The sequence below is a fragment of the Planktothrix mougeotii LEGE 06226 genome, from assembly GCF_015207485.1.
Classification (GTDB): domain Bacteria; phylum Cyanobacteriota; class Cyanobacteriia; order Cyanobacteriales; family Microcoleaceae; genus Planktothrix.
Window position 1 is genome coordinate 83,966 of record NZ_JADEWU010000003.1, and the last position, 26,008, is coordinate 109,973.

General features: G+C 39.3%; 19 protein-coding genes. 5 read left to right on the forward strand and 14 right to left on the reverse strand.

All coding sequences use genetic code 11. The features are described 5' to 3' along the window. Positions 1-8 precede the first annotated feature (8 nt). Both IQ236_RS02325 and IQ236_RS02330 read right to left on the reverse strand, forming a co-directional pair. The gene (locus IQ236_RS02325; protein WP_193867788.1) at positions 9-536 is read right to left on the reverse strand and encodes a hypothetical protein; all 528 of its coding nucleotides are present in this window, start codon (positions 534-536) and stop codon (positions 9-11) included. A 43-nt stretch (positions 537-579) separates the two neighbouring features. Then, the gene (locus IQ236_RS02330) at positions 580-984 is read right to left on the reverse strand and encodes an NIL domain-containing protein (protein ID WP_072720928.1); all 405 of its coding nucleotides are present in this window, start codon (positions 982-984) and stop codon (positions 580-582) included. Positions 985-1,263: 279 nt separating this feature from the next. Here IQ236_RS02330 and IQ236_RS02335 point away from each other — a divergent pair, with 279 nt between their 5' ends. Beyond that, positions 1,264-1,854, forward strand: coding sequence for a thioredoxin family protein (locus tag IQ236_RS02335; RefSeq protein ID WP_193867789.1), 591 nt, complete (start codon positions 1,264-1,266; stop codon positions 1,852-1,854). An 86-nt stretch (positions 1,855-1,940) separates the two neighbouring features. On the opposite strand, the gene tkt is transcribed toward IQ236_RS02335, so the two are convergent. From tkt to IQ236_RS02355, 4 genes are all read right to left on the reverse strand, one after another. Continuing rightward, a complete protein-coding gene (tkt, locus tag IQ236_RS02340) occupies positions 1,941-3,935 on the reverse strand; it encodes a transketolase (RefSeq protein WP_193867790.1) in 1,995 nt (664 codons plus the stop codon). Between the two features lie 573 nt (positions 3,936-4,508). Beyond that, positions 4,509-5,051, reverse strand: a complete 543-nt coding sequence (locus IQ236_RS02345) for a hypothetical protein (protein ID WP_193867791.1) — start codon at positions 5,049-5,051, stop codon at positions 4,509-4,511. Between the two features lie 632 nt (positions 5,052-5,683). Further along, positions 5,684-6,379: a (2Fe-2S) ferredoxin domain-containing protein gene (locus tag IQ236_RS02350; protein ID WP_228041381.1), complete on the reverse strand. Its 696-nt coding sequence runs from the start codon at positions 6,377-6,379 to the stop codon at positions 5,684-5,686. 141 nt (positions 6,380-6,520) lie between these two features. Beyond that, a complete protein-coding gene (locus tag IQ236_RS02355) occupies positions 6,521-6,775 on the reverse strand; it encodes an Asr1405/Asl0597 family protein (RefSeq protein WP_193867792.1) in 255 nt (84 codons plus the stop codon). Positions 6,776-7,098: 323 nt separating this feature from the next. Between IQ236_RS02355 and IQ236_RS02360 the strand changes: the two genes are divergently transcribed. After that, entirely contained in the window at positions 7,099-7,311 is a 213-nt protein-coding gene (locus IQ236_RS02360; RefSeq protein WP_193867793.1) for a hypothetical protein, read from the forward strand. A gap of 547 nt (positions 7,312-7,858) precedes the next feature. Here IQ236_RS02360 and IQ236_RS02365 read toward each other — a convergent pair. The 3 genes from IQ236_RS02365 to IQ236_RS28135 form a co-directional block, all read right to left on the reverse strand. Further along, positions 7,859-9,091, reverse strand: coding sequence for a hypothetical protein (locus IQ236_RS02365; RefSeq protein WP_193867794.1), 1,233 nt, complete (start codon positions 9,089-9,091; stop codon positions 7,859-7,861). A gap of 387 nt (positions 9,092-9,478) precedes the next feature. Then, the gene (locus tag IQ236_RS02370; RefSeq protein WP_228041382.1) at positions 9,479-13,153 is read right to left on the reverse strand and encodes a WD40 domain-containing protein; all 3,675 of its coding nucleotides are present in this window, start codon (positions 13,151-13,153) and stop codon (positions 9,479-9,481) included. A gap of 383 nt (positions 13,154-13,536) precedes the next feature. Beyond that, positions 13,537-13,827: a DUF2949 domain-containing protein gene (locus IQ236_RS28135; protein ID WP_309236054.1), complete on the reverse strand. Its 291-nt coding sequence runs from the start codon at positions 13,825-13,827 to the stop codon at positions 13,537-13,539. Positions 13,828-14,210: 383 nt separating this feature from the next. On the opposite strand from IQ236_RS28135, the gene IQ236_RS02380 reads away from it, so the two are divergent. Continuing rightward, positions 14,211-14,360: a hypothetical protein gene (locus IQ236_RS02380; RefSeq protein ID WP_190523921.1), complete on the forward strand. Its 150-nt coding sequence runs from the start codon at positions 14,211-14,213 to the stop codon at positions 14,358-14,360. Here IQ236_RS02380 and IQ236_RS02385 read toward each other — a convergent pair. The 4 genes from IQ236_RS02385 to IQ236_RS02400 form a co-directional block, all read right to left on the reverse strand. After that, on the reverse strand, positions 14,335-16,383 hold the full coding sequence (locus IQ236_RS02385) for a HAMP domain-containing sensor histidine kinase (protein ID WP_322744070.1): 2,049 nt from the start codon (positions 16,381-16,383) through the stop codon (positions 14,335-14,337). The genes IQ236_RS02380 and IQ236_RS02385 overlap by 26 nt on opposite strands. Positions 16,384-16,475: 92 nt before the next feature. Further along, a complete protein-coding gene (locus IQ236_RS02390) occupies positions 16,476-17,873 on the reverse strand; it encodes an ABC transporter substrate-binding protein (protein WP_193867796.1) in 1,398 nt (465 codons plus the stop codon). Between the two features lie 77 nt (positions 17,874-17,950). After that, positions 17,951-19,336 (reverse strand): ABC transporter substrate-binding protein, encoded by a 1,386-nt coding sequence (locus IQ236_RS02395; RefSeq protein WP_193867797.1) that lies wholly within the window; start codon positions 19,334-19,336, stop codon positions 17,951-17,953. A 185-nt stretch (positions 19,337-19,521) separates the two neighbouring features. Beyond that, the gene (locus tag IQ236_RS02400) at positions 19,522-20,895 is read right to left on the reverse strand and encodes a GH1 family beta-glucosidase (protein WP_193867798.1); all 1,374 of its coding nucleotides are present in this window, start codon (positions 20,893-20,895) and stop codon (positions 19,522-19,524) included. Between the two features lie 295 nt (positions 20,896-21,190). Between IQ236_RS02400 and IQ236_RS02405 the strand changes: the two genes are divergently transcribed. After that, positions 21,191-21,799 (forward strand): hypothetical protein, encoded by a 609-nt coding sequence (locus IQ236_RS02405; RefSeq protein ID WP_193867799.1) that lies wholly within the window; start codon positions 21,191-21,193, stop codon positions 21,797-21,799. A gap of 94 nt (positions 21,800-21,893) precedes the next feature. Continuing rightward, a complete protein-coding gene (locus IQ236_RS02410; RefSeq protein ID WP_193867800.1) occupies positions 21,894-22,919 on the forward strand; it encodes a Fic family protein in 1,026 nt (341 codons plus the stop codon). Between the two features lie 349 nt (positions 22,920-23,268). Here the strand turns inward: IQ236_RS02410 and IQ236_RS02415 are convergent, their stop codons facing one another. After that, positions 23,269-25,698 (reverse strand): CHAT domain-containing protein, encoded by a 2,430-nt coding sequence (locus IQ236_RS02415; protein ID WP_193867801.1) that lies wholly within the window; start codon positions 25,696-25,698, stop codon positions 23,269-23,271. Positions 25,699-26,008: the final 310 nt, after the last annotated feature.

The window sequence follows — 26,008 nt, forward strand, 5'->3', positions numbered from 1 at the left end:
AACCCTTGTTACTCTTGAGCAGGTGGAGTTTCTGCACTATAGGGAATTTCAAGACATCCTAAATCAAAGGGGAAACACAATTGGAATTCTAAATGATCTACAGAAAAATAATAATTCAGTACCCATCCTAATGTTAAACCAAAGGTAGATAATATCGATAAAATAATAAAAGATTGCCAATTACTAAATCTGGAGGTTTGCAATTCTAACCTCGCTAATGCTGTGGCTGAAAGCATTAATAAAATATTAATCGAAATCTGTAGCCAAGTGACCATAAACACACCTAAGATTGAGATAAAAACAATCATTAAGAATGTTCCTAGATCAGTTCTAATCCATTTTAATACTATATTTTGAAAAAAGTTAAGCGGAATCGTAAAGAATAAATCTACTGCCCAAATTAAGGCTAAAATTATACCTGAAATTATAGAATATAGATGAGATTCAAATAAAAACCAACCAAAATGAAGACAAGTTAGGAGCAGTAATCCAAAGGAAACCCAAGTAATAATTGTTAGTTCTTTTTGTGATTTCATTGAAAAATTAAGAGAAAAAACAAGTTTTGTATTGAATTCCCGTTTAGAGATTCGTAGAAATCGCTTGAACGGGACAGGTGGGAATACATTGTTCACAAACAATACATCGGGAACGGGTAAACGTCAAATAAAAGGTTTCAGGATTGAGCGTTAAGGCTTCTGTCGGACAAACTCCAGTACATAATCCACAATCAACACAACTTTCTTCATCAATTAAAATCTCTCGTCCTACTAAAGAAACCCCAATATTTTGAGTTTGCATCCATTCAATAGCGGCTTCTAGTTCATCAATATCCCCTGACAATTCTACCACTAATTTTCCCTCTTGATTGGGGGCGACTTGAGCCCGAATAATATTAGCAGCCACATTAAAATCTTTCGCCAATCGATAGGTAATCGGCATTTGAATAGAGCGTTTAGGAAAGGTTAAAGTGACTCTTTTTTTCATTGTTATAAAATTAAAAATTACGAATTACGAATTACGAATTACGAATTACGAATTACGAATTACGAATTTATAGCTATTACACTTTTTGGGATTATTTTTAGAGCTAATTTATTTTGATCCTATTTTACTGCAACTTCAAGGGAATTGTTAAAAATTTTCAGAAAAATATAGTTAAACTAAAATAATCAGAAGCCAGGAGTCAGAGTCAGCCGTGAATTCTTTCTGCTTCTGTCTCCTGTGTCATTCCTAGGATAGGTGATCATTTTTTAATTTAGGAACATGAACGAAAATCCATTGCATTCAACAACATCAACTCAACCCTCCGATTTAGCCAAACGCATTAGAAACTTTTTAATTGCCATGGCTGCGATTATTTTGGCTGTAGCCGTTTTCCTGGGGGTACGGATGGATGCGACTACAACCTCTCTTCCTCAACTCGCAGAAGAATCTGTTCCGATGGATGTCGCCTTGAGGAATGGAAAACCCACCTTAATTGAATTTTATGCTAATTGGTGTACCAGTTGCCAAGCGATGGCGCCAGAATTGCATGAAATTAAACAGCAATATGCTGAACAACTGAATTTTGTTATGTTGAATGTAGATAATAGTAAATGGTTGCCTGAACTGCTGAAATATCGAGTTGATGGAATTCCTCATTTTGTTTATTTGAATCAAAATGCGGATACCATTGCACAAACTATTGGTGAAATTCCCCGCAATATCCTAGAGGCAAATTTAGACGCTTTAATCGCTGAAAATCCTCTCCCCTATACTCAATCAACAGGTCAAGTTTCTGCCTTTAATTCCCCTATTACTCCCGATAAACCCAGTGCGGTTGACCCTCGTTCTCATGGTGCTCAAGTTCAATAAAAAAAGTGCGGTTATCTACCACACTCAATAAGAAGAAGATAGGAAACAGAACTGTTCTCTGTTTCCTATTCCCTTAAACTTTAGGCTTAACCTAATAAGGCTTTCGCTTTGTCTAAAACATTCTCAAGGGTGTAACCGAATTTCTCCATCAACACGTTACCCGGAGCAGAAGCACCAAAGCGATCAATACTGATCATGTCGCCTTGATCGCCAATATAGCGTTCCCAACCGAAACGGCTGGCGGCTTCCACCACTAACCGTGTTGTCACAGCTTTAGGTAACACAGATTCTTTGTAAGCGGCATCTTGTTCTTCAAACAGTTCCCAGCAGGGCATAGAAACCACCCGAACTTTCGTGCCTTCAGCCGTTAATTTAGCAGCGGCTTCCACACACAGAGACACTTCGCTTCCAGTTCCGATCAAAATTAAATCGGGAGTGCCTTCCGAGTCAGACAGAACATAAGCGCCTTTGCTGACCACATCAACGGAACTACCGTTTAAGTTCGGTAACGCTTGACGAGTTAACGCAATCAAGGTAGGACGATTCCGATTTTCAACGGCGACTTTATAAGCACCAGAGGTTTCGTTTCCATCCGCCGGACGCATCACTAACAACTCAGGAATAGCCCGCAGGGACGCAATGGTTTCGACGGGTTGGTGGGTGGGGCCATCTTCTCCAAGGGCGATGGAGTCGTGGGTCATCACATAGATCACCCCAATTTCGGATAAGGCAGATAAACGAATCGCCGCCCGCATATAGTCCGCAAACACTAAGAACGTCGCGCAATAGGGAATTAAACCAGAGTAATGCAGACCAATTCCGTTACAAATTGCACCCATTCCGTGTTCACGGACACCGAAACGCAGGTTACGGTTTTGATATTGTCCTTTTTGGAAATTACCAAACCCTTTCATTTCCGTTAAGTTGGAGTGGGTTAAGTCCGCCGAACCTCCAATCAATTCTGGCAGAACCGGGGCTAAGGCATTGAGAACCCCTTCTGAGTATTGACGGGTGGCTTTACCTTTTTCTTCGGGGGTAAAGGTCGGTAGGGCTTTTTCCCAACCTTCGGGGAGTTTTCCTGTGATGCGACGTTCAAATTCAGCAGCTTCTTGGGGATATTTGGCTTTATAGTTTTCCCAAGTTTTGCTCCATTCTCCTTCTAAATTGGCCCCGCGTTCAACGGCTTTACGGAAATGAGCTAAGGCATCATCGGGAACGACAAAAGGTTCATAGTCCCAACCCAGATTTTTACGGGTGGCTGCGACTTCATCTCCCCCTAACGCGGCTCCATGAACTCCCGCAGTGTTTTGTTTATTGGGAGAACCATAGCCAATGATGGTGGTGACTTTAATGAAAGACGGTTTATCAGTGACTTCCTTCGCTTTGGCAATGGCATCTGCAATGGCATCTAAATCGGTGTTGCCATTTTCAACGTGCTGAACGTGCCAACCATAGGCTTCAAAGCGTTTGCTGACATCTTCGGTAAAGGAAATCTCGGTATTTCCATCAATGGAAATATGGTTATCGTCGTAGAGGGCAATTAATTTACCGAGTCCCAGGTGTCCGGCTAAAGAACAGGCTTCACCCGAAACCCCTTCCATGTTGCAACCATCCCCTAAAATCACATAGGTATAATGGTCTACTAAGTTGGCATCGGGTTTATTGAAGGTCGCAGCCATGTGGGCTTCGGCCATAGCTAACCCAACACCATTGGCAATCCCTTGACCTAATGGGCCAGTGGTGACTTCAACCCCGGCGGTAACAAAGTTTTCTGGGTGGCCCGGAGTCTGAGAATGCCACTGACGAAATTGTTTGATATCGTCTAAGGAAACGCTATCGTATCCCATCAGATACAGCAGGGCATACTGCAACATTGAGCCATGACCGGCTGACAGGACGAAGCGATCGCGGTTATACCATTTAGGATTTTTGGGATTGAACCGCATAAACCGATCCCACAACACAAATGCCATCGGCGCAGCACCCATCGGTAATCCAGGGTGGCCGGATTTTGCCTTCTCTACGGCATCAATGGCAAGGAAGCGGATCGAATTTATGCAAAGTTCTTCAAGTGAGGCCATAATTATTGTTATCTGTAAATTTTAGTGAGTGCGTGAGTGCCGAAGCATCGAATCTCAACGAGTTCAGATTCTACGCCAGAATTGGCTCTGGAATTCCCCTCAGACTGCATCTCAATCATCTCACCACTTGGGACACGCAAGCAACCCAATTCTTAATTTTCCGTGAAACTTGATTTTCTGACTGATGCACAAATTATTGATTTTGTCAATACCCAAACTCGTGACTTATCCTTTTGTCCAAAAAACTCGTGCATCGCAGTAGCTATAAACCGATTAAATTTTCTCAATCTTGAACGAGTTTAAAGGGTTTTAGCCTCTATTTTTACCTATAGACACAATAAGCCCTTGGGTGTGTTTTTTTTAGTATACCTCAAACCCATTGGTTTCGTCAAGTAATTGCAAGCCATTTTCAATAAAAAATCCGATTTTTCTTAAATTGTTTTAAAATTTAAAAGAAAAGTAATGTGCCAATAAGAATATTTAATATAAAGTGGTTTGTCGCTTACAGAAATCGGGTTTCTCCTGAAATGTTGAAAATGAAATATAAATTCTGATGTAGAAACCGGGTTTCTTTCAACTAAGTGTTTGGTTTTCTTGTTGTTGTCTTCGTAAAGCGTGCCTTTGCCTAAGACCTGATTGATGACCAGAACCACTGGAAGTTGACATAGAGGGTTGAATCAACACGACACGACCCACTACTTCTAAAATTACTAGATTTTCTGGATTTCCTTCTAGGATCTCAGGTTCTGATTGACCTGGAATTGTAAGCTCAAACTTTCCATTCGCATCATAACGGGCAATTCGCGCATTTTCTAAACCAATAGTTTTCTTGCCAGAATTCATCTCCTTTTCCCCAAGATAATCGCCAACAACAAGAATACCTTTTCCTTCTTGAGCAATAGTCCAGGCTACTTCAATTTCTTCATCGGAACAAAACCAAACTCTCGCAATTCCCTTCGCATCTTCATCTGACCCGGCAAAGATACCCTGAAGATATTTCCGTTCTTCTCGATCTCGATATCGTTGTTCCTTAGAATTAGACTGGTTAACTTCAACTTCCTCAGATTGAGGCAGAAACTTGATTGCTGAAAGTTTCATCTTAATTTCTGGAGGCATTGTTATCTCCTATTCTACTTTTGAATAACGGGTTAATTTCCAAATTATAGGAGAAGAACAAGCAAGACTAACGTTTCTTGTCACTACTTGGGACACGCAAGCAACCCAATTTTTAATTTTCCGTGAAACTTGATTTTCTGACTGATGCACAAATTATTGATTTTGTCAATACCCTAACTCGTGACTTATCCTTTTGTCCAAAAAACTCGTGCATCGCAGTAGCTATAAACCGATTAAATTTTCTCAATCTTGAACGAGTTTAAAGGGTTTCAGCCTCTATTTTTGCTGATAGACACAATAAGCCCTTGGGTGCGTTTTTTTTAGTCTATCTCAAACCCATTGGTTTCGTCAAGTAATTGCAAGCCATTTTCAATAAAAAATCCGATTTTTCTCGAATTCTTTTAAAATTTAAAACAAGTATCTATAATCTATTAGCTTTACTTATAAAAAAAACTTCAGATCATTCCGCAAAAAAGGTTTGTGAAAAAATCAGAGTTTAAAACAGAAACCCTATTTCTTTCAGCTAGGTGTTTGATTTTCTTGTTGTTTTTTCTGTTCTTCTTGCAAAGCACGCTTTTGTCTAAGAACAAGTAAGATGAACGTTTCTTTGATCTCCCGTATCCTAAATAATTTCAAAAATGTTGCTCAATCAACGCCGGAATTTCTTCCGGTTCAACTTTGCTATAACGGGTTTTATCCGGTAACATCACCAAATTCGGGCCAGCTTTACATTTTTTCAAACATCCTGTTTTTTGAATTATTACCTGATCTTCTAATCCCCGTTGGGCTAACTCTTGTTGCAATAGGGTACAAATCTCATCGCCTCCGCGTTTACGACAATCGGATTTTTGACAGATTAAGATTTTGGCGGGTTTAACCGCAGGCTGTTGTACAGGTTCACCGGGAATAACTAAAGAGCAAATTTCCGAGGTTTCACAGTCTTCCTGAATTGGGGAATTTAAACTATTAGAAGTTTGAACACTCAAAGGATATGAAAGAACTAAATCCTCAGAGGCAGTTTTTTTGCTTTCATCATAGAATACAGGAGTTAAAGTTGATATAGGTGGGAAAACTGGAAGTATCTGTTCAGCTTTTAATTTAATCTTTCCGGTTTTAAAATCTTGTTTTTTCTGACCTTTGACACGCACTTCCTTACCCGGAGCTAAATTAGAAATCCCCATCATCCGCGCTGCTTTAGACAGTTTAATCAGCAATAATCCTACAGGAGTTTGTAGCGTCATTAATTTAGGTTTATCCGCTTTTATCCACACATTTTTTATCGTTCCTGTTAAGTTAAATTCTGTATAGCTTTTGTTGGATTTACACATGAGTTTACTAAAGGTAATGGGTCAGTAAAATTTCAAACTGTACTTAAGGGAAAACAGCGATAGACAAACTTAAAAAAGTTCACGCCTAGTCAATATCTGTTTATCAGAAAATTCGAGAAAACGTTAAAAAACTTTGGGATTTCAAATCGAATGACAATGCCAACAGTGTTCTAAGCACTCGACTAAATTCTGATGAGACTGGCTGAATTGTCGGAGGACGCTCAAGAGTTGAATTGTATCTTTTGGGGTATTAATTTGAACCTGTAATGGTTGGTTAATTCGACACCAGCAGGGAATCTCTAACTCTTGTAATCGTTTATAAACAAGCCAACGGTCTACCCAGTTAATTCCAAAAACCTCACAAATCGCCCTTTCGTCAAGATGAGATGAGTTCATAAGTCTTACTCAAATGAAATCTATTTTCACTAACAGAGACGGGAAGCCTAGGGATAATCCATTACTTTTACCCGTCAACCAATAGTGATCAGCATAACTCAAATGCAAAGTATTCTCAATAGGTACGGCAAAATTTTTTTATTTGGACTTTCTAGCTATCCGAAGCGTTGGGGGATACTACTGGGGTTAGAGTTATTCAGGATGAGTCGAAATACTTATTTACTAAAATTATAAAAATTTCTGTTACTTATGATACATTTTGCTAAAATTATGTAAAAATTTTAGATAGAGAAATATTGAACAGGAATTAGGAGAATCTAGCCATGACTATGCAAGACAAAGCACGGGAACTCTTGGTTCAAGATCGTCAACACCAAGAACACGTCCAGGAAACCATGCGAAACCGGGCGGCGGAAGAAGAAAATCTGATTGAACAAACCCAGGAACAAGCACGGGAGTTATTAATTCAGGAACGTCTGCATGATGATCATCTTCATGAAGCCATGTTAAGCCGTGCGAGTGAACAGATCAGTTAACTTTATCAGAAAAATGGGTTTAAAACCCCGTCCTTATAGGACGGCTTTATATTGGGTTGTAGGTTGTCTATTAACATCTGATTGTGCTACTATTTTCGGTAACAGGAAAGGTAAACAACCTGTCTAAAAACCTAGTCGCCTAACGGCAAAACGCGCTCACCTTGACAATTGAATCTATAGGGTTCTACTGCACAGTTCTAGTTTCCCCCAGCAGTTGGTAAAAGATTCTTGGGACTAGACAACCAGTTTTTTGAAACAAATTTGTTTCAGGTAAAAAAGAACTCGCATTCATGCGAATAGGATAGGGCATATCCGAATTTACGCTTGGGGAGAATCCCACCTCTGGTTAAAGCACTGCAAGGTACTTTGATTAAGTGGTTTCGTTGAACCAAGAATCCCCACGCCTTCAGGCTGGGGAGTGTCAAGGGTTATTCCCTTATAATTAAGCGATCGCTATTTTTATGATCAACAGCGATCGCTTTTAGTGTAAAATCAATAATAATATAGTCCTGTATTATAGTCGCAATTGCCAGAATTAAGGCAAAACTTAATTAAATTTTAAACTTCCCCAATTGAGACTAAAAGCAATATTAAGATTTTCTAACGCTTCCACCAGCCAAAACACCTTATTTCTGGAAAAAGTAGAATAGTGATTAAATAAAATCGAAAACCGTTTTTCTAAATCTGATTTAACTTTGCGACAAAACAAGACGATTTTTAATAACAACCCAATAGAACGAGTGACTCCAATATTACTGCTTAAATCTAAAAAGACAAAATGATGGGGTTGTTGGGGACTTTCCACAACCAAGAAATTTAATAATTTACGACAGGTTCCCGCTATCAGAGTAGCATTCACTTTTTGACTATCATTATGGGATAAAGTGGCTTGTAGTTCTCGATATAAACGATTATTAAAATGGTTTTTTCCATACTTAGTATCAACCGTACTACTCAAATATTCATAAAATTCTTCTTTAAACGTGCGATAGGTTCGCGCCTGTTGGCTTTGATTTGCAAAAATGTAGGCTAAATCATTATAAGTATGATAACCATCTACTTTTCCGGTAAAATGTTTAACCGCAAAATTCAACTTTTTGTCTGTTAATAACGTGGGATTTTCCACCCCTGGTAAAATTAAGCGTTGTTCGCGGGGAGTGCGTTTAAACGTGAGATATTGAGATAAATCATGCTCCCAGGTTTCTTGAGCTTGCATTCGCATCTCGCGGATTTCCTGACGTTGCTCATCAGGACTATCATCTGTTAAAAAACAGTGATCATATAAATAGGGATAACGACTAATTAAACCTTCTACATTATCGTTTTTTTCTTTTTGGTTTGCTTCTATTTTTTCCTCAAAGACCTTGCTCAAACGGCGAAGAGCTTGATATTGTTCCGTTTCAATAAACCGTTTAACTAAAGAACGTAACCGTTTTGCTGTCCAACAGGAAGGTAAACCCGATGGGGTTTGTTCAAAACTATTAATCAGTTCAGGAATAGCCCATTGATGCCGAGGTTGTTTGCGCCACCGATTAATTAAAATATAGCAACTGCGGTTGAGAACATACTGAAATTCTATATTGGCTAAATCCGAATCGACAATCCGACCTAATGCTAAATTAACAGCCAAATCAGGGTATTCTCCTCCTTGGATAAACAAATTAAAGAACCGTTGAATCAGGTGTTGGGGTTGTTCAATTTCGACACAACTTTGTAGATGAGCATAAATGACCTGCTCATCCGATGAATGATAATACTGGCTAAACCCCGAATTATTCACGGTAGAACCCCTCTTGGGTCAGGGATAGGTGGATTGGGCTACACACTCTGACCTCACATCCCAATTCTCGGTATTTTCTCCTTAGTGCCTTGTGTTCCCCTGGATCTGGATTTGAAAACGAGTAACATTTTATCGCTTCCGATTGCTTGCTTCTTGAGATACCCTGACTGACTGTAGCGGAGAATATAACATCCTGTTATACCCTACCCGACTTTTCCCTGATAACACCAGACTTGGGGTGAAACCCGAACTTTAAGGATGACTGAAAATTTGGGGTGGCGTGTAGCTGTGTTTCTAATACTTTTATCTTAGTGATAAATCCACCCCACTCCAATAAAGATTTAACAAAAATCAGTCATTAATTGTAAAGATTCAGTAAAGCTGTTCTTATAATATTCGTTCTGGGTTAAGATCCACCGCGCCTAACGCTTTCAATGTAACTTTTTGTGCTGTAGTGATTCCCGTCACACCCGTAATATTCAAACCATTGTAAGGCTTATCAGCGCGTAAGGTTTTCAAACACTCCTGGGTGTGTAAATCCCAAACCTTAATTCCTTGATCATGACTGCCACTCGCTAAAAAACGGCCCTGAGCATCAACATGAACTGACCAGACAGGATGGCTATGACCTTCTAAACGTTTCACACAGTTTCCCGTCGCCATATCCCATAATCTAATATCATGATCATGACTACCACTGACCCAAATCTGACCTTCAAGGGTCAATAAAATTCCCTGAACTCGTTCAATTTCACCGCGCCAAGTTTGCAGACATTCGCCCGTTTCCACATCCCAACATTTCACCGAACGATCATAACTCCCACTGACTAAAATCGAACCCTGGGAGGCAAAAGTCAGAACATGAACCCGATCATTATGGCCTTCAAGAACGGCTAAACAGTGGCCTGTTTCCCCATCCCACAGTCGAATAGTTTGGTCATTACTGCCACTGGCTAAAATTGAAGTTTGAGGACTGAAGGCAACTGAACCCACCCAACGCTGATGTCCTTCTAAGGTTTGTAACAGTTCACCCGTTTGCACATCCCAGACTTTCACCGTTTGGTCATCACTGGCACTCGCCAATAGCCTACCTTCAGCACTAAACGTTACCGCTTGAATGCGATCGCTATGGCCATGCAAGGTTTTCAAACATTCCCCCGTCTGGGTATCCCAGAGTTTCACCGTGCGGTCATAACTACCACTGGCAATTAAACTGCCATCGGGACTAAATGCGACTGACCATACCCAGTCCGTATGACCTTGTAACTGTTTGAGACAGCGACCCGTCTGCACATCCCAGAGTCGCACCTGATCGTCATCACTTCCACTGGCCAAACGTCTGCCATTGGGACTGAGAACAAACGACCACACCTGATGACGATGACCCCGTAAGGTTCTCAACCGTTGTCCCGTCTGTACATCCCATAACTGCACCATGCGATCCACACTCCCCGTCGCTAAGGTTTGGCTATCGGGACTAAAGGCTAAGGAACAGACTTGACTTTCTAATCCGGGTAAGGTTTTTAAACAAGTTCCCGTTCTCACATTCCAGAGTTTTACAGTTTGGTCATCGCTGCTACTGGCTAATAATTCTCCATCAGGACTAAATACCACGATCCACACCGAATCTTGATGACCGTGAAAGGTATGAAAACTGTGACCTGTATTTATATCCCACAGCCGGACGGCTTCTTCATCGGTACTACTAGCGATCGCATGAATTTTACCCGGAGTTGAAGCAGAACGCACGAAAGTAACGGCCCAATTCCAAGCGTTATGTCCATAGAAGGTGCGTAAACAATCTCCCGTTTGCAGATTCCAGAGTTTAACGGTTTGATCCTCACTGCAACTGGCCAAGGTATGACCATCGGGACTAAAGGTAATACTGCGAATGCTGTCGGTGTGATCGGTGAAGTGATGCACACATTGTCCTGAACGAGTATCCCAAACCCTGACGGTTTTGTCATTACTACCACTGGCCAACCAATCCCCACTGGGACTAAAACAAACACAGTTAACGCTTCCTTGATGTTCCCGCCAACGGTTTAAGCATTCTCCCGTTGACACTTTCCACAGTCGCACACTTTCATCATCACTCCCACTCGCGAGTAAAGTCCCATCCTGATTGAAGGTGACAGATTTAACTCCTCCCACTTGTCCTTGACAAACTAACAGTTGTTGACCGTCTTCGACTGTCCATAAAATAATTTTACCTTCGGCGTCTCCAGTGGCTAAAATTCCGTTAGCACCCAAGGCAACGGTGAGGGAATGACCGAGGGTTTTGGCAAACACGGATCGAGATAAATCGGAACCGGAAAAATCAACGTTTTGTAAATTGGCATCTTGTAAATAGGCTTGCCAAATGGTTAATTGAGAAAAGTCATATTCTGCTAAATCTAAGTCTAAACTATGGCAAAGATTAATAATATTGCCGCCACCATAACCTGAAGAATGACGATTTTGTTTTAACCGTTCAATCAGAATTTTAAACTTTTGGTTTAGTTCTCCTGAAATTCGATAACGGCTTAAGAGTTTTTGAACAATGGGCTGTAAAATCAACCGAGTTTGACTTTCTCGGATATAATCTTTGGCTTGAGATTTAATTAGGGGATATTGATTTAAAATATTAATAATTTCCGTTTCTATTTCTTGCAAAATTGTTTCAATTAACCGCTCAATCATATATTCCATAACAACGGGTTGCTGGGTAAAGCTGCCCGCACTTTTTTCAATCAGCGATCGCCGACTTAAGGATTCTAAGGCTTCAATTAATTCCACCGGAGAAATAATCGATAATAAATCTTTTCTTAAATCAACAACGGTACAGGGTTCTCGATTAATCGCTAACCAGTGCATGGTTTCTAATTCAAGTTCTGAAATTCGCCCTAATTGTTGTTCTAATATATCTCTAACATCGCCAAAAATCGCCGTCCCTTGCTGAATTTGGTCTAAAAATTCCCCAACATTTCCCCCAAACAAATCATAAATCGTGGTCGTAACAATTTTTAAGGCGAGGGGATTTCCCGCATAGCGTTCAATTAACGTTTGCCATTGTTCAAAGGAACCTCCTACACCTTTAGATTGAATAATTTCTTGACAATTTTCCGGCTCTAATCCTAATAAAGGTAAAGACCGAACTTTCTGGGTTTGACCTTCTAACGCAGCAATTTCTCTAGGTTTTTCCCGACTGGTAAGCAGGAGACAGCTTTGGTGTTGGGTTTCTCCTAAACGTTTAAATAAATCTCCATAATTTTCATAGCCGGGATAGTAGCGCCCAACTCGATTTCCTTCTTGTAAAATTGATTCTATATTATCTAAAATAATTAAACATTGAGAAGTGCGTAAAAAATCGATCAATTGGGAAATTTGCCGATGGGGGTCGGGAGACAAATTTAACTCCGTTTCCTTAGCAAAAAATTGAATTAAATCCATTAAAATTTCTGTTAAAGGCGGTGCATTTCGCAGCGATCGCCAAATCACAAATTCAAACTGGGGATAAATTTTTTGAGCTAACTGTACCGATAAAGAAGTTTTTCCAATTCCCCCCATTCCTAACACCGCAATGAGGCGGCATTCTTCCTGTAAAATCCATTGTTGGAGTTGAGCCAGTTCTTCAATTCTGCCATAAAACTGAGACACATCCGTTGCTTCCCCCCAGTCTACGTGGGGAGAGATTGACGGTTGACGATGGGTGAGTCTTTCCTTTTCCTCCTCCGGTTGTCTCCCTGTCCCCTTGTCTCCCCCTGCTTCCTCTACTGCTTCTACTTCCCTACTCCCTCTCTCCCCCTCCTCTTCTTCCAACGTGCGGCGTTCCATGACGGTACGAAAATTTTTTTTAGTGACCTTTTCCCCTAACTCATCCGATAACAATTTCCATAATTTTGGCCCGACATCCTGCTTGAGATACTCAGGAGTACAGCGATACTCTAAAGCAATTTCATGATATTTCTGACAATACCAAGTTCCCTGAATGACCGCTCGCTGTGCATCACTCAGGTGTTTTCCGGTTTTTTCAAAAACCAATGTATCGGTAATTGTCAGAGCCTCTTCAAAGTTCATCATGATCACAGATGCAACCAAGTTCATTACTAAGAGTGTATCCTGAACTTTTCTATCATAAGGTTAATTTTGAGTTCTTTGAGGAGATGGGGAGATAAAGCGATATTTCGTCAGGTTTATTCTGCTGTAACCCAAGGGTGAATGATTCAGGGTGATGTCGTGTCAAAAACAATTCCTGAAAAATCGACTGAAGGTTTAAATAGATAGGGGTGGAATAATTTTTAATCCTTTCATAAGATTAAAGTCAGCTTTCACAGAAGGCTGACTTTGGGGTGTTAAATTGAGATTGTGAGCGTTGAAATCGTTTTGTTAAACGTCTTGACATAAACAAAATTTTTTCATATTGGATTAAGACACTTTTCTAAAATGGTTTAACCCCTGAAGAATTAAGCCACTAAAGAAACTGAAAGATTGACGGTTTCCGTTCCTGAAGATTCGTAGTGTTCAGGATGGGGATACATTGTCGGTTTTGTTTCCATGATGCTGCCAAATCGCTCTAACCAATCAAAAATTCGATCCAGTTGTTCGAGTGTAATTAACCCATACTGCCACAGGATCATCGGTAACTGACCTGAATCTTGTTCTGGGTGGCGGAGTGCCATTGCAATTGAAGAAGCCGGGATCGCTAACTCCCACCGTAAAAATTGAATCAGTTGTGCTTGTTTAGGGGAAATCATAATTGAGGTTCCTACAAAAAAGAGGGGGTAAAAGTTAGACAACAGTAGAAATAAGATTCTACGATATTAATTCTATAGGGAATTGAGGGAAATACAGTGATAGATATCGGGTTAATTCTGTGATTTAATCAACTGAATGGTGTGATCATCATCACAGGGGAAGGGATAACTTGACTGAGTTTCTACGAAATTTTGTTTTTAGAGTTCCCTAGAGACAATGTTGTTACGGTTTAGGTCAACATTGTTTTTTTATGATACCTGGTTCTTGAAGTTTGAGTATTCCGGCTTAAAATTATTTGACAAAACTCTATTCATTAAAATTTTATTAAAAATTCATTAGAAAGTTTCCCCTAAGATTACGGTTTGAGATTGAGCTATGAGTCGTGATCGGATCATTGAGTTTTATCTATGCACCGCCCCAATCAGCACGAATTGTAGAAGGGGTTTGTTCTCCCATGTCCCTGAGTGCAATTATTCGTCGTCTCGGAATTGATCAACTTCCCCAAGTCACCCTGACTCAGAACGAAGAATAGGGAGTGTAATGATAAATTGTGTTCCTTCTCCCATTTTGGACTCACATTTAAGTTGACCTTGATGCTGTTCAACAATAATTTTATAACTAATAGATAATCCTAACCCAGTGCCTTTACCAACGGGTTTTGTCGTAAAGAAGGGATCAAAAATTCGCCCTTTAATATCCGGGGGAATTCCTAAACCATTATCCCGAATTTCAATAGTAATCCATTCTTGATCCATCACCGTTGTCTGAATTATAATTTGAGGTTGTTTGATCACACAGGTTGGATTTTGAGGTTCCCAACCTTCTTGTAAAGCATCAATAGCATTGGAGAGCAAATTCATATAAACTTGATTGAGTTGACCGGGATAGCAATTAATTAAAGGTAAATCAGCATAGTTTTTAATCACTTGAATCTCAGGGCAATAAGGGAGAGATTTGAGACGAGTTTGTAAAATTTGTAAGGTACTGTCAATTCCTTCATGAATATTAATTCTTTTTTGTTCAGATTCATCTAAACGGGAAAAGTTCTTGAGAGATAAAACAATTTCTTTAATGCGGTTAGCGCCATCTTTCATAGATTGATAAACCTGGGGTAAATCTCTTTTAATAAATTCCAAATCAATTTCAGCAATAATCTCTTCAATTTCTGCCTGGGGTTCGGGATAATTTTTTTGGTAAGCTTCTACCAATTGAATTAAATTTTTACCATAATCCGAGGCAAAATCTAGGTTGCCATAAATAAAACTCACAGGATTATTAATTTCATGGGCAACCCCGGCTACTAACTGCCCTAAACTGACCATTTTTTCATTTTGAATCAGTTGAGATTGAGTTTGTTTTAATTCTTTTAAAGCATGAATCAGTCGTTGATTTTTATCTTCTAGTTCTTGAGTCCGTTCAGTTACTTTTAATTCTAAATTTCGATTATAATCTTCTAACTGATGATAATAAATTTGTAATTGAATCGTCATTTGATTAAAGGTTCGGGCGAGTAACCCAATTTCATTCTCACTTAAAATGGGGACTGTTTGTTGAAAATTCCCTTGACTAATAACACGGGCTGTTTTTACAATCGCTAAAATCGGTTGCACAATTTGACGACCTAAAAAGAACATGGCGATCGCCATAAATCCTGATAAAATTAATCCAATCAATAAAATAGAACTGGCTAACTTACGGGCGGGAGTAAAGGCTTCTGTTTGAGAGCGTTCTACAATTAAAGCTAAATCTTTATTAGATAAAGAATAATAAACCCCGATCACAGGAACCCCTCGATAATTCCGATATAACCCCTCCCCACTTTTTCCCTGCATAGCTTGTTCAATTCCATCACTATTAATTCCATCAGGAAATTCATCTGATCCTAACGTTTGAGACGCAATTAGAACATAACGATTGGATAAACCACTTCCCATATTTCCCACTAAATAAGTTTCTCCGGTTTTATCTAAATCAGTGCGTTGACGAATCACCTGATCAACTCGTTCTAAGTTTAAATGGGCCGCTAAAAGTCCTAAGCGTTTACCATCTTGATCTAAAATTTGATCGACTAACGTAATTTGGGGATAACCTGTAAGGGGTGAACGATAAAAATTAGAAACAAAAGAGTTTTGATTGTCCGATTGAATATCACTGTATTGTACTAAGGGTTGATATTTACCCAATTGAGAAGGGTCAGTTGAAACTAAAACTCGACCGCCACGAGACAAAATAAAAATTTCTTTTAACCCCGATTTTTCTCTCGTGAATGAACTTAAAGAAGCTTGTAATGACCTTTGAATATTTTTATAATCCTCAGTAGATTTATCCAGGGTAAATAGTGTTTTTGCAGGAGTCCGAAGTTCAGGCATTTGAGCTATAGCTAAAACCACTTGACTTTGATCAAACACCCAATGGTTGAGTTCCTCCCGTTTTAAGGAAGCTGCGATATTCAGTTCATTAAAAATTGAGTTTTTTAAGGATTCTTTAGCTTGATAAAAAGCCATATATCCAACAAGAGAAACAATGATTAACGATAAAATCAGAAAAGAACTCACAAGCTGGAATAATAAGCTTTTTTTCCAAAGATTCATAGGAAAAATCAGAATAGATGAAAGGGAATAAAATGTTACGATCAATCGGGAGGTAATCACTTCTGTTGCCACAGATCAAAAATTTCTTTGATCTGTTGAATAGCTTGATCGGTTGCCTGTTCTGGAGAGACCTCTTGAGTTAATACGGCTTTAATGGCTTGACCCCAAATATTTTCCGTTTGAACCTGAGCATAAGCGGGGTTAATAACATGATATAAAGGTTGAGTTTTATTGGATTGAAATTGTTGAGATGCCACTTTTAAATGAGGATCATTAGGATTTTGCCAGAACGGATCATTCCAAAGTTGCATCATAACCGGAAAATACCTTCCTCCAGTGCCTTGAACATAAGCACTCAGATTTTTGGGTTCAATGAGATAGGTTAGAAATTGTTGTGCTAGTTTTGGATTCTGAGCTTCTGAAAAAACCACCGCTTCTTTAACAGAAACTAAATGTTTCATCGGTTGACCCTTGGGGGTATTAGGAAAGAGTGCTGTTATCAGTTGATGTTGATAAATGTCTTGATCTTCTCGTTGAGAACCTGGAATGGATAAACTCGGATTGAGGGTCATAATGGTACTACGGTTCAAGAAATTAGTATTATTATCCGCATTCAACCAATTAATCGCAGCCGGGGGAACATTTCCCTGAAGATAAAAATTAGTATATTCATTCAGGGTATCTATAATTCCTTGACGAACGGTGGGTTGATCTAATTGTAAATATCCCTGTTGATCGAAAAGTTGAACATCATGGGCAATTAAAAATTGTTCAAAAATTAAATAAGTATCTGAAGATTCAACGGACATCGGTAAACCTAAACCATAAATTTCTGTTTGTCCCGACGTTTTTAAATTAGCTTGAGCTTGTTGCCAAATCTGCCAAAATTCTGACCAATTTTGAGGTAAATTTTGAGGATCAATCCCCCCTTGTTGAAGCAATTCTCGCCAGTAGTGAATATGAAGGGTTTGCTCCATTAAGGGAATGGCATAATAAGACCGTTTTTGAGTGGCTTTATTCTTCAGATAAACTGATGCGATCGCACTGGGTTCATATAAGCTTTGAATCGGTTCCATCACCCCAGAAACATCCGCTAATTTTCCCTCCCAAGCCCATTGAGGAATTAAGGTAAAATCAGCCCGTTCGGAAAATAAAATATCTGGGGGATTTCCGACTTTTAAGGCTGTAATCGCTTCTTTTAAGGTATCCTCTTCACTAAAAAAAGACAGCTTAACTTGATTCCCCGTGAGTTGTTTCCAGTTCTCGACCACTTTTTCAATTGCTTCATCTTGTTCTGGATAATATCCTCGATTCCACCAGATGGTTAATTCTGATTTTTGTTGAATATTCTCAAGTTTTTTAGGGGGTTGACTTGTACAAGTGATTAAAATGAAACTGATCATTACCAAGGCTATAAATCCTGCAAAGTGACGGGAAAATAAGTTTATTCTCATGGTTAGAATCCTTGGGGAAATGCGGAGAAATTGAGGCTTTAGAATCAGGCAACTTTAAAAAGCTATCTTTTATTAGTTTACTCCTGAGCTTTCCACTCGGCAAATATTGTTTGAATTTCAGCAATAGCCATTTCCGTTGCTGCTTCTGGAGATAAACCCTCAACAATAACCTGTTCTATGGCTTTTCCCCATACATTTTCAGCAAAAATTTGGGAATAGGGTGCAAACAGAATCGAAGACAACGGCGCAACAAAACGAAATTGCTCTGCTGCGACCTTGAGATGGGGATCATTCGTATTATTCCAAAATGGATCGGATAACAGTTGTGGCATAACGGGGAAATAACGTCCAGCAGACCCTTTTAAATAGTTTAAAAGGATTTCGGGTTTGGCTAAAAAAGAGAGGAAACTTTTAGCTTGCTGGGGATGGGGAGAGTTTTTAAAGGTGATAACTTGTTTAATGGAAACAAAGTTTGGCATCGGTTCGCCATTGGGTTTATTCGGAAGTTCAATCGTGGCAATTTGTTGAGCATAAACATCAGGATCAGTTTTTTGAGAAGCGGGAATAGAAAGGGTAGGATTGAGAGTCATGACCAGGCGACGATTCAGGAAGTTAATATTATTATCTTCTGGGAGCCAATCAATAGAATCTGGCGCCGCATATCCCTGTTTATAAAATTGAGTATACCAAATTAAACTATCAAGAATTCCTTGACGAACTTCAGGATTATTCACTAACAGTTCTCCCTGTTGATTCATCAGTTGAATTCCTGATGCAGCCAAGGTTTGTTCAAACTCATAAAAGGTGTCATTAGATTCGGAAGAAAACGTTAAACCAATACCATAAATATCCGATTTTCCTTGTTTTCTTAATTGGCTTTGTACCTCTTGCCAAAACGCCCAGAAATTATTCCAATCTTTAGGAATATCACTGTCTTGAAATCCGGCTTCTTCCAGTAAATCTCGCCAATAATGAAGATGTAAGGTTTGCTGCTGAAGAGGTACACCGTAATAGCTAAATTTTTTAGATTTTTGATTGTAGAGATAAACCGATTGAATCGCACTGGGAGTATAAAGGGTTTTGATCGGTTTAATAATATCGGAAACTTCAGCAACTTTACCTTCCCAAGCCGCTTTAGGATTGACGGCAAATTCTAACCGTCTATTATAAACAATATCAGGAAAATTTTCGGTTTCTAAGGCGTTTAGTGTTTGTTTTAAGTTTTCATCATCACTAAATAATGTCAGTTTTGCTTTGAGTCCAGCTTGTTGTTCCCAAGCTTTAATCACCGTTTGCAACGCTTCATCTTCTTCGGGATAAAACCCTTTTGTCCACCAAATAGTTAAAGGCGACTGGGGATTAGAAGTAGAGGTATTTTGAGATAAATGTTGAGACTGTTCCGCACAGGTCACTAAAACCAAACTTATTATAAATAATAAGCTAAAAATCAAAATTCTTTTCATATTAACGATGGAGATTTCATTGAAGGTTAAAAGAGAATATTTGCAGAGCAATCAAAATTACGCAGATTGAGTATAAGGGAGCTAGGAGAAACAGATCAAAACATTAAACCCTCGGTTAAAATTGAATTGTTTCTAACCCTTTGAGTCTAAGTTGTTTCTAACTTCCCCTAGGCTTAAAGATGAGGCTAAACCACCCGATTTTGCCGAATACATTCAGCATACCATTGAAAACTAGCTTTAGGGATACGTTTTTGTGTAATATAATCCATATAAATTAAGCCAAAACGCCGTTGATAACCCCAAGCCCATTCAAAGTTATCCATTAAGCTCCAAACGAAATATCCTTTTAAGGGATATCCTTCAACAAGGGCACGATAAGCTGATTTAAAATGCTGACGTAAATACATAATCCGATCCGTATCAATCACCTCTCCTTGGGGAGTTAATTCATCTTCGGCTGCACAGCCACTTTCCGTGATTAAAATCGGTAAATCTGATCGATCTAAGGTTTCACTAATATGACGAATTCCCCAATAAATACACTCAGGAACAATATTCAACCAAGGCATATTCATGCGAGGATATCCTTTAGGTAGCCCTAAAAATTCAAACCCCTGAGAATTATCAGATGCACGAACATAAGTTGCTGAGTAAATATTTAATCCTAATTGGTCTAAGGGTTGATGAATAATTTCTAAATCTCCGGGTAAAATATCTGGGGCTTCATTTCCTAATAATTCCAATAAAACGGGACTATAGGAACCGGTTAAAGCCGGAAATGTAATTCCCCCATTTTGACCACAAAGGGCAAAGGCTTTTTGAGCCGCTAAAATATCTTCTGGACTTTCGGTTATGGGAACTGTTACCGCACAATTATCGACTAAAGAAATAGTACAAGGAAACGTCGAATTTGCTCGAATGGCTTGCACTCCTAACCCATGTGCTAATAAGGCATGATGGGAGGTTTGCCAAACGTCTTTAGGGCGGGAAACAACGGTTCCCGGTGCATGGGGAGGAAGGGCATTCACTTGATAGCCTAAATGGGTAAAACAAGGAATTTCATTGATGGTCATCCAAGAGGTAATGCGATCGCCTAATTTATTAACAACAACCGCCACATAATCGGCAAAATCCTGAGCCATTTCTCGACTGCGCCAAGACCCATATAAATCCTCTAAAGCTTGGGGACTATCCCAATGAAATAAAGTCGCATGGGGGGTAATTCCATTGTTTAATAAGCTATCAACTAAACGTTGATAAAAATCGATTCCCGCTTGATTAACGGTTCCTCGTCCATCGGGAATAATTCGCGGCCAAGCAATACTAAATCGATAATGTTTAATCCCTAATTCAACCATCAGTTGAATATCTGTTTCATAACGATGATAATGATCACAAGCGGGATTACCCGTTTCTCCATTTAATACTCGTCCAGGTGTTTGACTAAAGGTATCCCAAACACTGGGTTTTCGTCCTCCCTCCGCCACAGCACCTTCAATTTGATAAGATGCTGTCGCCACTCCCCACATAAAATCCGGTGGAAATTGATCACTCACCATTGACAAGAAGCTCCTCAATATAATAAATTTATTCAACAGAGAATTCTTTAATTAGAAATAGTTTAACAGCAACAGAGCCAAGGATTGTGATTGTTAGAGGAGATAAATCAGTATTATTATTGAGTATTTCCTACGAGGATATTATTTAAGGAAATTCTATAGAAGTGTTAGAATAATAGGAACGGATAGACCTATGGTGCTACCCAATTTTTTGTGACCCTAGACCGGGGTTGCTTCCAAGCTAAATAAAACGGTATATTCCTTACTGTTGAACAATCCTAATGCAATGAGGACTATGATGCTAAACCGATTCAAAGCAATTTATAGGATAGTGATTTTAGGTTTAGGGTTGGTTTTCCTATTGGGAATCACACCTGTTTGGGCGGCGAAGTCTCTACCTGAACCGAATGATCGAGGAAATTATATGACTAAATCTGATCATTTGTATTGGCAAGTGGTTGATTCCGATCCAAATGGATTAAATTGTCGCATGGGAAATGCCCCGATTGAAGAGATTTGGAATCCTGATAACCCCGGATTTCCTGCTATTAGTAGTTGGCCGGCTGTCACCACTTTAAAACCGGATGAAGTGTTCCGGGCACAACCGAGCTATGGCGGTTTTGTAATTACCTTTGATGATCAATTTCTACCTTGGATTTTTGTTAAGAAAAAACCCGATGGCACACCTGCAAACTGTTTTGTAAGGGCGAATAGTGCCTTAATTAAACCTGTTGAAGAACCAATAGATAATAACGTTTCTACCCAACCTATTGAAGAACCAACAGATAATAATATTTCCACCCAACCTGTTGAAAATCCAACGGATAATAACGTTTCGACTCCAGCCGTTGAAACGCCTCCCGAACCCATGATTGACGACACTGAACCCTTTATTGATTTGTAATCACCTCTGGTTTCTAGGTTCAACCTGGAAACCAGAGATAGGAAATGCTGAAACCTGTTTTAATTTTTGTTATCCGCAAAGGATGTTCAAAAATATGGAGACAAGAGAAACTGATCTTAAACAGCAGGGTAAAAATCGGACTAGAATCAATCAGTCTTTGGTTAGTGCCAGGGACGATAATTTGTTGGGATCTTCTTCTCAATGCTATGATAAATTTATTCAACAAATCATCGTTTTAAATCAGCAAAAAGAATTTTCATTAACTGCTTTAATTAATAGCTATTTAACGATGAATTATCAAGTTAAATTAGAGCAAATCGACAAACTAAAAACTTGGTTAGATAGCTTTAGACCCTTTGAACCCATGATTGTCGCCGAACTCAAAAAACTTTATGATGTCCGATTTACTTATCATTCTAATGCCATTGAAGGGAATACGTTAACTCAAAGTGAAACCGAGTTAGTTTTAACAAAGGGGATTACCGTTGGGGGCAAAACCCTCGACGAACATTTAGAAGTAATTGGACATCAGGAGGCGATTGATTATATTGAAGGTTTAGCCCAAAAAGATACGGCAATTAATGAATGGGAAATTAAACAAATCCACAATCTAATTCTCCGAAAAATCAACCCCAATGAAGCGGGGAGTTATCGAAATTTAGATGTAATGGCAGCCGGAACAAATTATCGTTATCCTCCCCATTATTTACTCTCTCAATTAATCAGAGATTTTGTAATCTGGCTGAACTCAGAAACAGCTTTAAAACTCCATCCGGTCGAGTATGCAACAATCGCCCATTATCGCTTTGTTTCGATTCATCCTTTTCGCGATGGCAATGGTCGGACGGCTAGATTATTAATGAATTTACTATTAATTCGTGCAGGTTATCCGATTGTAGTCATTCATAACCAAATTCGCAATGATTATATTAATGCGTTGGCTTATGGACAACAAAACCAAGATGATTTAGGGCAACTTTTTGACTTGGTTTATGATGCTGCTCTGACTTCACTGATGGAAACCTTAAGGTTATTGGTTACTGCAACGAGCAGTCGCGAAAAAGGGCAGGGTTTTTATCAAGAAATTACTGATTATATTGATAATTATTTTAGGGAATAGGGAATAGGCAATGGGTTAGAAGTTAAATGCTGCTCGCTTAACTTCAGCATTGGAACGTTCAAAGGCAGGAACAGTTCAACCACAAACAATCAATGACCTGTATCAAAGATTTGGACTTGAAGATAATGATACTAGCAACGAGATTACATCCTCTAGTTAAATAAAATATCTGACACGACCTTATCATCTGGATCTACTGATGGAAATTCATCAAAAAGTGATAGTACCAGTTTAGTAAATTTTGAAAAGTATTGTCTTTCTTACAAAAAATTTCCTTTTGATGATGAGCATTGATTTTTAAAAGTGCTTTAGGCTTAGTTCAAAGTAGTTATTACATCAATTAATTATTTTATTTATTTTCTTGTAATAATTGCCAATCTCGAATTAACTCTTTAGACCACATCCAATTTTTAGATAATTGATTGGTTTTAAATTTTGTGGGAGATTCACTCATAACTTTATCACCAAATTTAGCCGCTTTACTTAACATAAATTCTTTTTGTTTTTTAGGTAAAGTTTGAGAATATTTTCGCCAAACTAATCCTAAACCCGCATAAGCAGTTAACTTATCATGTTGTTGTACTTGAGTTAGGGTATTATTAGCCGTTCCCGGTTTCGCTTTCCCCACTAAAGCAGGTTCAGAAATCTCTAAAACTTGAGTCCAAGCTTGATAAGCATTTTCTAACTTTCCTTCGGTATAATAGGCAAAACCCAAGGCATTTTTATATTCAACGGATTGAGGATTTTGTTGAGCCGCTTTTTCCCAATATCGACGCACATCATCAATTTTATAATCTGCACTTCCCTGTTGAATGGATTGCCAAGCTAACCGACCATTGAGAAAATTAACAATCGGATGATTAAGATCCTGAACCTGCACCGCCGCTAATGCTGCTTTTGCTTTTTCTAATGCTCTTCGATCTAATAATTCTGTGGTAGCTTCTTCAGCCGCTAATAGATTTCGTTGATAAAATTGTTCAACGGCAATACCTAAAACATAATCTGTATTAGCTGTTTTTAAATCTGTAGCTTGAGGTTGATTAGAATTCGCTCGAACTAAGGTGGTTTCAGAAGGCGTTCCTTCACGGTCTAATCGTTGGGATTGTAAAGCTTGATTTTGACCGAACCAAATCCCAAAACCGAGGGCCAGGAAGAGCAACGGCAGCCCCCATAATAATCGTTTTCCCTTTAACCCATCAACAGAGGTGAGACTCGATGGAGAAGAAGTTGATTTTGGCGAGACTGACGTTACCTTTAACGAGTCGGATTTTTCAACCGTTGTCGGTTTGGGTGTAGATTCTGTCACCGTTGACTGACGCAAAAAATCCCCAATAAAATCTGTATTTCCTAATTCATTGCTTCCCTCATCTTCAGGGACAAAATCATCTAATCGATCTTCAACAAGATCGCCTAAATGATCATCATAAACCAGATCATCTAATAGCTCTTCGACATCATCCTCGTTCATACTATCCCATTCAGATAATGATAGGGTTTTAGAAGGTGATTTTAACTTTAAGCTGGGTTCGGGGGGGGTAGAAGGCAAGGGTAAAAATTCCGGGACTTGCACAATAGAATCATGGGGTTGACTGGCGGTTAAATATCCATCAAATTCTCGATGTAAATATAAAATCGGTAAAGCCCAATATAATTGATGGGAACCGTAAGAGGAAATTAATCCTTGTCTAGCTCGACTTAAACTTAAATCAATCGCATAACCCTGATTCAGATTTCGATATAATAACCGCGTTAAGGTCAGCGCCACATCATCAGGAATGCGTTCAGCCATGGCTAACACCCCTGGAATTCCCCGTTTAACTGCATATTCAGCCAGATTTAATTGGGCGGTATCATCACTAACATTGGGTGTATTTCCATAGGCGCCTCGACAGGAATTTAACACCACCATCTGCACCCCATTATTAACTAATAATCCCGCTAAATCATCCCCACTCAGGGTTTCTGTTAACCCCGTCCGACGACTGACTAAATATAATTCTCCCCCAGAAGCACCTAAATTGCTATGTCCGGCGTAATGAAAAACTTGATATTGACCTTGTTCTAAGGCTTGGGTGAGTTGTTCGCGATCAGGTTGTTCTAAAATAGTCAGTTGAATATCAGGAGTTGTCGGTTCTAAGGTATTTCTACTGCGTCCATTTTCCCGTCGTAGTTCTTCTTGTAAATGCAGCACTTCCCGCTTTAGGTGTAGCGTATCCTGGTCAGTGGGTGCCGCAATGGCGATTAAAATTTTTAAGGGTTGATTGGGTTTTCTAACCTGGGTGTGGAGAATAGAATTCATCCCCGGTTGGTAACGGGAAAACACCACATCCGTTCCTGTTGCTAGGGGACGATCTGCGGCGTGTAACACTTCCCAAGGTAAACTCGATAACCGTCTACCTTTTAAGCCTAATCGTAATTGTAATAATTCCCGACGATTTTGGGCGATCGCTTGGGCACAAGTCCAACTATCCCGTAACGTTCCTTGAAATAGCCCATGATAAAGCTGTTGACCCAATTCAACTAAACTTAATAAAGGGGGGTCACTGGTTAATTGAGTTTCTGTTTTTTTCCCCACAGCCCGAAACGGAACCACCGTTTGGCCTTCTAATAACCCTAAAAGGGGATCATTCATTAATTGGCGAGTGTGGGCTAACCATTCATCCACAGGCCATTTAACTTGTTCTTCGGCTAAAGGAACACCGGATGCGACTTTTTCCGTTCGCACTAAATATTCATTATCCCCAACCGGGGTGACGGAAATGTGAAATTCCTGAGTCATTATGATTCTGGAGTTGGGATTTGGGAGCTAAGGAGAACGGGACGTTTTCTTGTTGTCTATGTCATTTGTAATCTAGGACTAAAACTGGAAATATTTTGCGCCTAAGTCCAGGGTAACGAATGTTCTGAAAATTTGCCCGTCTGGAGGCGAAAGTTCACGTCTTTAGAATCTCCCCTTTTTAGGGACTTACGACGGAGATATCCAGAATTCAGGATGTGATTAACCCGCTTCCCGATGGTGATCCATCCTATCCTGTCATGCCTGATGGATTGTCTTTACTTTTTAAATGTATTACAATACAAGTAAAATA